We start from the raw sequence: 7,808 nt of genomic DNA on the forward strand, positions 1-7,808 counted from the left end.
ATGACTCGGATAGATACCGTCCTGGTAGCCAACCGCGGCGAGATCGCGGTGCGTGTGATCCGCACCCTGCGGGCCATGGGAATCCGTTCCGTCGCCGTGTTCAGCGAGGCGGACCGGGACGCGCGGCACGTCCGTGAGGCCGACACCGCGGTGCTGCTCGGCCCGGCCGCGGCCCGGGAGAGTTACCTCGTCATCGAGAAGGTGATTGCGGCGGCGCAGGCAACCGGCGCGCAGGCCATCCATCCCGGTTACGGGTTCCTGTCGGAGAACTCCAAGTTCGCCGGGGCCTGCGCGGACGCGGGAATCGCGTTCCTCGGCCCGTCCGCTCACGCGATCGAGGTGATGGGCGACAAGATCACCGCCAAGAACGCGGTGGCGAAGTTCGACGTGCCCGTCGTCCCCGGCATCGCCCGTCCCGGCCTGTCCGACGACGAACTGATCGCGGCCGCAGGCGACATCGGATACCCCGTCCTCGTCAAGCCGTCGGCAGGTGGCGGCGGAAAGGGGATGCGACTGGTGGAGGAGCCGGGCGCACTCGCCGAGGCACTGCGCAGCGCGCGGCGGGAGGCGGCGTCGGCGTTCGGCGACGACACGCTGTTCCTCGAGCGATTCGTGCTGCGGCCCCGGCACATCGAGGTGCAGATCCTCGCGGACGGGCACGGGAACGTCGTCCACCTCGGTGAGCGCGAATGCAGTCTGCAGCGCCGCCACCAGAAGGTCATCGAGGAGGCTCCGTCGCCGCTGCTGGACGAGGCGACGCGTGCCCGGATCGGTGAGGCCGCCTGCAACACGGCGCGCAGCGTCGACTACTCCGGAGCGGGAACGGTCGAGTTCATCGTCTCCGCCGACAAGCCCGACGAGTTCTTCTTCATGGAGATGAACACCCGGCTGCAGGTCGAGCACCCGGTCACCGAACTCGTCACGGGCCTGGACCTCGTCGAGTGGCAGGTGCGAGTGGCCGCCGGTGAGCCGCTCGGCTTCGCCCAGGACGACATCACCCTCACCGGTCACGCCATCGAAGCCCGCGTCTACGCCGAGGATCCGAGTCGCGGATTCCTCCCCACCGGCGGACTCGTGGCCGACGTCGTCGAACCCGCCGGCCCCGGTGTCCGGGTCGACTCCGGGCTGCAGCCCGGCACGGTGGTCGGCAGCGACTACGACCCGATGCTGGCGAAGGTCATCGCCCACGCCGACGACCGCGCCGGTGCGCTGCGCAAGCTGGACCGGGCACTGGCCGGCACCGGTGTGCTGGGAGTGGTCACCAACATCGAGTTCGCACGCTTCCTGCTCGCCGATCCCGACGTGGTGGCCGGCAACCTCGACACCGGTCTGCTCGACCGACGGCTCGAGGACTTCGTCGCCGCGGAGGCCACCGACGCCGCCCTGGTCGCCGCTGCGGCTTTCCGCTGGTTGCAGCGCTGGCCCGAGCGGGCACAGGCGGATCCGTGGGACGTTCCCAGCGGCTGGCGGGTCGGGGTTCCCGCGCCCACCAGCATCCGGTTGTCCTCTGCCACCCGCACCGACCACGTGCGCATCACGGGCAGTCCGTCCGAGGCCACCGCGCAGGTGGAGGACGGCGACACCCTGTCCCTGACGGCGGCGCTCGACGGAACGACGCTGTCCGTGGTGATCGACGGCAGGCGCGAAACCTACCGCGTCGCCCAGACCGACGGGCACATCTGGCTCGCCGGTTCCGACGGCACGACGATGCTGCGTGAGGTCCGCGAACTCAGTGTCCGCACCGGCGACGTCCACGCCGGCGAGGCCGAGATCACCAGCCCCATGCCCGGATCCGTCATCGCCGTCGGCGCCGAGGCAGGCGCCCACGTCACCGCAGGCCAGAGCCTCGTCGTGGTCGAGGCGATGAAGATGGAGCACTCGCTCACCGCCCCCGTCGACGGCGTCGTCGACATCCTCGTCGCACCCGGCGACCAGGTGATGGTCGACCAGCTGCTCGCACGAGTCACCCCGCACACCGACACCACCGACACGAAAGAAGACGCGTCATGACCGAATTCCTTGCCACCGGCCAGCTTCCCGACGAGTACCAGCAGTTGGCGAAGACCGTCGCCGATTTCGCCAAGAACGTGGTGGCACCGGTCGCGGCGGAACACGATGCCAACCACACGTTCCCGTACGAGGTGGTGGCGGGAATGGCCGACATGGGCCTGTTCGGCCTGCCGTTCCCGGAGGAGTACGGCGGAATGGGCGGCGACTACTTCGCCCTCTGCCTGGCACTCGAAGAACTGGGCAAGGTCGACCAGAGTGTCGCGATCACCCTGGAAGCCGGCGTGTCGCTGGGTGCGATGCCGATCTACCGGTTCGGCAACGAGGAGCAGAAGCAGGAGTGGCTGCCGCAGCTGACGAGCGGCAAGAGCCTGGCCGCGTTCGGGCTCACCGAGCCGGGTGCCGGAAGCGATGCCGGCGGGACGAAGACCACCGCGAAGTTCGACAGCGGTGAGTGGATCATCAACGGCAACAAGCAGTTCATCACCAACTCCGGCACCGACATCACCAAGCTCGTCACCGTTACCGCGGTGACCGGTACGAAGGACGGCAAGAAGGAGATCTCCACCATCCTCGTGCCGACGTCGACGCCGGGCTTCACCGCCGAGCCGGCGTACAACAAGGTCGGCTGGAACGCCTCCGACACCCACCCGCTCACGTTCTCGGACGTGCGCGTTCCCGAGGAGAATCTGCTCGGCGAGCGTGGCCGCGGGTACGCGAACTTCCTGCGGATCCTCGACGAGGGCCGCATCGCCATCGCCGCGCTCAGCGTCGGAGCCGCCCAGGGATGCGTCGACGAGTCGGTCAAGTACGCCAAGGAACGCGAGGCGTTCGGACGGCCCATCGGCCACAACCAGGCCATCGCCTTCAAGATCGCCCGCATGGAGGCGCGCGCCCACACCGCGCGCACCGCCTATTACGACGCCGCTGCCCGGATGTTGTCCGGCAAGCCGTTCAAGAAGCAGGCCGCCATCGCCAAGCTCGTCGCCTCCGAGGCCGCGATGGACAACGCCCGGGACGCCACCCAGATCCACGGCGGTTACGGATTCATGAACGAGTACACCGTGGCCCGGCACTACCGTGACAGCAAGATCCTGGAGATCGGCGAGGGCACCACCGAGGTGCAGCTGATGCTGATCGCGCGGGAGGCGGGCCTGTGACCGCGACGACCGAACCGAAGCGAATCGTCCAGCGGGGCCTGTGGTTCGAGGAGTTCGAGCTGGGAGCGGTGTACGAGCACCGTCCCGGCCGGACCGTCACGGAGGCCGACAACGTCCTCTTCACGACGCAGACGATGAACACGCAGGCACTGCACCTGGACGCCGCGTACAGCGAGAACACCCAGTTCGGTGAGCGCCTCGTCAACTCGATGTTCACCCTCTCGACCGTGGTCGGGTTGTCGGTGGCACAACTGACGCAGGGGACGATCGTCGCGAATCTGGGGTTCTCGGAGATCAGTTTCCCGAAGCCGCTGTTCCACGGCGACACGCTCTACGCGGAGACGAAGATCGTGGACAAGCGTGAGTCGAAGAGCAGGCCCGGCGAGGGCATCGTCACGCTCGAGCACACCGGCCGCAACCAGAACGGCGACGTGGTGGCGATCGCGGTCCGCAAGACCCTCGTCCAGAAGAGGCCGTCGTGAGCTGGGAACTGCCCGGGCCCGCCTGGTTGTTCTGCCCGGCCGACCGGCCCGAACGGTATGCGAAAGCGGCTGCGGCAGCCGACGTCGTGATCCTCGACCTCGAGGACGGGGTGGCGCCCGCGGACAAGGAAGCGGCGCGGGTCGCCCTGATCGACACCCCGCTGGATCCGGATCGCACGGTGGTGCGGGTCAATCCGGTCGGAACCGAGGACCACGAGCGCGATCTGCTGGCACTCGACGGCACCCGCTACACGAGGCTGATGCTGGCCAAGTGCGAGTCCGCCGACCAGGTGCTGTCGTTGGCGCCGCGTGAGGTGATCGCCCTCGTCGAGTCGCCTCTCGGTGCGCTCGCGGTGAGCGAGATCGCGCTCGCGGCGAGCACGATCGGCGTGATGTGGGGCGCCGAAGATCTCGTGGCGGCGATGGGCGGTAACTCCAGTCGCCGCGAGGACGGCAGCTATCGTGACGTCGCCGATCACGTGCGGTCGTCGACACTGCTGGCCGCCAAGGCGTATCACCGGCTCGCCCTGGATTCCGTCTATCTCGACATCAAGGACCTCGACGGGTTGCGTGCCGAGGCGGTCGACGCCGTCGCCGTCGGATTCGACGTCAAGGTCGGCATCCATCCCAGCCAGATCGCGGTGATCCGGGAGGCGTACGCGCCGTCCGACGAGGACGTCGACTGGGCCACGCGGGTTCTCGCCGCCGTCGCCGACGAACGGGGAGTCTTCGCGTTCGAGGGAAAGATGGTGGACGCGCCGGTCCTGCGTCACGCCGAGGCGATCCTGCGCCGCTCCCAGGTCGATTCGAAGGGGAAGAGCACGTCCGAGTCCCCGCGGTAGGCGGCGAAAGAGCGCGGAACTGCCGCGCTCTCGGGGAAGATGGTGCCCATGACTGCCGATCCGCAATGGGTGCCCACCGAATCCGACGTGCGCGACGCGGTCGTCACCGACTTCGCCCGGTTCGTCGCACGGCGCCACAGCGTCCGGGTCGACCACTACCGGGCGCTGTGGCGCTGGTCGATCGCCGACCCAGCGGCGTTCTGGCAGGACGTGTGGGACTACTTCGAGTTCCGGTCCGCCACCGACCCCGGACCGGCCCTCGCGGACGACGCGATGCCGGGTGCCGTCTGGTTCCCCGGGGCGACCCTCAACTACGTCGACCACGTCTTCCGGAACGCCCGCCCCGGCACACCGGCGATCCTGTACGCGGGTGAGGGCGCCACCGACGTCTCCGTCGGGTGGGACGAGTTGCGGTCCGCGGTGGCGGGCCTCGCCGTGACTCTCCGCGAGCACGGAGTCGGGGTCGGTGACCGGGTCGTCGGCTACCTCCCGAACATTCCCGAGGCCGTCGTCGCGTTCCTCGCCACGGCGTCGCTCGGTGCCGTGTGGGCCGCGTGCGGACAGGACTACTCCGCGCCGGCCGCGCTCGATCGACTGGGTCAACTGGACCCGAAAGCGTTGATCACCGCGGACGGCTACCGGTTCGGGGGCAAGGAACACGATCGGCTCGCCGCGGCCGCCGAGCTGCGCGGCGGATTGCCGTCGTCGGCCCTCACCGTGGTCGTGCCGCATCTCGATCCGGACAGTGCCGTCGACGGCGCCCTCACCTGGGCGGATGCCACCGGCCGGGACGCCGTACTCGAGTCCGTCGCCGTCCCGTTCGACCACCCGCTGTGGGTGGTGTTCTCCTCGGGGACCACGGGCCTGCCGAAGGGCATCGTGCACGGTCACGGCGGCGTCCTCCTCGAACACGTGAAGTCGCTCGCGCTCCAACTCGACATCCGCCGCGACGACACCCTGTTCTGGTACACCAGTCCCAGTTGGATGATGTGGAACTTCCAGACGGCGGGCCTGCTGGTGGGGGCCACCATCGTCACCTACGACGGAAGTCCGTCCTATCCGACGCCGGATGCGTTGTGGTCCTTGGTGTCACGACTGGGTGTGACCGTGGTCGGCACGAGTCCCGGCTATGTTCTCGCGTGCGACAAGGCGGGTGTGGTCCCCGTGCGCGAGCACGATCTGAGCGCACTCCGGGCGGTGGGGGTGACCGGGTCCACGCTGCCGGCGGCGTCGTCACTGTGGTTGTCCGAGAACGTCGGTCGCCGCGTTCCCGTCGTGTCGATCACCGGTGGGACCGACGTGGTGTCGGCGTTCGTCGGGGGAGCGCGGAACGTACCGGTCTGGCCGGGGGAGCTGTCCGCCCCCTGCCTGGGTGTCGCCGTCGACGCGTTCGACGAGTCGGGGCAACCGGTGCGAGGGGAGGTCGGTGAACTGGTCGTGACGGCGCCGATGCCGTCCATGCCGGTGTCGTTCTGGAACGATCCGGACGGAAAGCGGTACCGCGAGGCATATTTCGATGTCTTCCCCGGAGTGTGGCGGCACGGCGACTGGATCACGATCACCGATCGCGGGACCGTCCTGATGCACGGGAGGTCCGATTCCACCTTGAATCGCAACGGGATTCGGATGGGTAGCGCCGACATCTACCAGGTGGTGGAGAAGCTCCCGGAGGTCGCCGAAGCGCTTGTCGTCGGTGTCGACCTGGCGGACGGCGGATACTGGATGCCGCTGTTCGTGGTCCTGTCGGAGGGGGCGGAACTCGACGACGCTCTGAAGCAGCGTATCCGTGCCGCGATTCGTGAGCAGGCCTCTCCGCGGCATGTGCCCGACGACATCATCGAGGCGCCCGGTATCCCGCACACCCGGACCGGCAAGAAGCTCGAGGTGCCCCTCAAGCGCATTTTCCAGGGAGCGGATGCGGGGCGCACGGTGGACCGCAGCGCCGTGGACGACCCCGGTCTGCTCGATTGGTTCGCGAGCCACGGACGGTGAGCGGCGAGTCCCTCGATGTCAGTGTCGTCGGGCGGCGAAGGTTAGGTTAGTCTTACTTTGGTTACTTGCTGGTAGAAGCATGCTCCCCGACGTCGACGCGCCGCCGAATGTGAGAAATCTCCCGTCAGCCTGCGATCGGTCACGCGTCAGCGATCGCGACTAATCGGACATCGAGAGTGCCGCGCACCGGGAGGGTGTTCCAGATGCTGGGATACAGCCGTGGTGTCGTCGGTTCACCTCCCTTCGCCGGGGGCGCGTGTCTGCGTCCTCGTGGCAGGTCAGCGGCCGATCTTCCGGAGCCCGGGTGCTCACGTGAACGTCCAAGTTTCCGTTCGAAGCGGATGCGTGACGGGCCTGGTCGGTTATTCCCGGTGTGCAACTTCGGGTGCTCTCCATTTTGAGACCTGCGCGGGGCTTTGGTAGACACGGTGGTTGGCAAAAACTGCGGTCAGGGGGGGCAGTGAGTGTTCAACGCCGCGGCCGGTCGTCAGATCGGCTGCACCGTGCGCGGATAACAGTCGGGAGGTGGAACATGAAACTGGATACGACAGTTGTACACCTAGCGAAATTCCGACTCTCGGTACGGTATCCGTATTCTGGTTGTACACAGTGTCCGGAATGTGGTTCGGCCTGTTGAATATGTGCGCGTCGAAGATCGAATTCAGGCGTGGTTCTGGAAGTATCGAGGGTTGGGTACGTCACACCGGCGCCGGTAACGGCAGTGGATCCGACACCGATGTAATTCCCGGCGCTACCGCAGAACGGTACGAACCGAGATTGTCACCACCGAGCGAGAGGAGGCCGAAGCAATGGTCGCGACGATGTTTCGCTCCTACACCGGCGCCGTAGACTCGGCTCTCGACTCGGAGGATGACGAGCACCGATTGGGTGGCCGCTTGTTGGATCGATGAGAGAACGGAGCCACGTATGAACCCGCTCACCGCAAGTAGTTCGGGATGTAAGGGCCTTGGAGTGTTCAGCGTCGCAGGCAATCGGGTTTCGGACGATCGTCTGACATCGACTCCGAGTGTGGTGGAACTCTTCGATCAGCGCAGGGCGTCCCATGCCCGGCACGTCACCGCTCCGCGAGATGCTTCGAACCGGCAAGGCTTGTTCATGTGATGGCGTTCATCGGAAGACCGGCCCACGAGGTAGTCCGTGCGACCGAGAGCTACGAATCACCAAAGACACAGGCGGCAGTCGCCACGCGTTCGAGAACGGAGTAACCCTTGGGGTCGGGACAAGCAGCGGGTAGTAGCGGTGCTCCGGAAGGAGCGTTTCCGCTGTCGGCTGCGCAGCGTGGCATCTGGTTCGCGCAACACGCG

Annotated in this window: 5 protein-coding genes; all 5 read left to right on the plus strand. The window is 67.4% G+C overall.

What is annotated here, in order from left to right; genetic code table 11:
- The 5 genes from RHA1_RS29800 to RHA1_RS29820 are packed head-to-tail and all read left to right on the plus strand — an operon-like array spanning position 1 to position 6,483.
- A complete protein-coding gene (locus tag RHA1_RS29800; protein WP_050787417.1) occupies positions 1-2,010 on the plus strand; it encodes an acetyl/propionyl/methylcrotonyl-CoA carboxylase subunit alpha in 2,010 nt (669 codons plus the stop codon).
- Positions 2,007-3,167, plus strand: coding sequence for an acyl-CoA dehydrogenase family protein (locus tag RHA1_RS29805; RefSeq protein ID WP_009479335.1), 1,161 nt, complete (start codon positions 2,007-2,009; stop codon positions 3,165-3,167). The genes RHA1_RS29800 and RHA1_RS29805 overlap by 4 nt, the downstream gene beginning before the upstream one ends.
- Positions 3,164-3,649, plus strand: a complete 486-nt coding sequence (locus RHA1_RS29810) for a MaoC family dehydratase (protein WP_009479336.1) — start codon at positions 3,164-3,166, stop codon at positions 3,647-3,649. Before RHA1_RS29805 ends, RHA1_RS29810 begins: the two co-directional genes overlap by 4 nt.
- A complete protein-coding gene (locus RHA1_RS29815) occupies positions 3,646-4,491 on the plus strand; it encodes an HpcH/HpaI aldolase/citrate lyase family protein (protein WP_011598128.1) in 846 nt (281 codons plus the stop codon). Before RHA1_RS29810 ends, RHA1_RS29815 begins: the two co-directional genes overlap by 4 nt.
- A gap of 48 nt (positions 4,492-4,539) precedes the next feature.
- Positions 4,540-6,483 (plus strand): acetoacetate--CoA ligase, encoded by a 1,944-nt coding sequence (locus RHA1_RS29820; RefSeq protein WP_011598129.1) that lies wholly within the window; start codon positions 4,540-4,542, stop codon positions 6,481-6,483.
- Positions 6,484-7,808 lie beyond the last annotated feature (1,325 nt).

This window comes from Rhodococcus jostii RHA1, from assembly GCF_000014565.1.
Lineage (GTDB): Bacteria > Actinomycetota > Actinomycetes > Mycobacteriales > Mycobacteriaceae > Rhodococcus_F > Rhodococcus_F jostii_A.

What these genes read in the sequence shown, in the direction of transcription:
- RHA1_RS29805 (WP_009479335.1), top strand. Translation starts at nt 2,007, where the DNA reads ATGACCGAATTCCTTGCCACCGGCCAGCTTCCCGACGAGTACCAGCAG.
- RHA1_RS29800 (WP_050787417.1), top strand. Translation starts at nt 1, where the DNA reads ATGACTCGGATAGATACCGTCCTGGTAGCCAACCGCGGCGAGATCGCG.
- RHA1_RS29820 (WP_011598129.1), top strand. Translation starts at nt 4,540, where the DNA reads ATGACTGCCGATCCGCAATGGGTGCCCACCGAATCCGACGTGCGCGAC.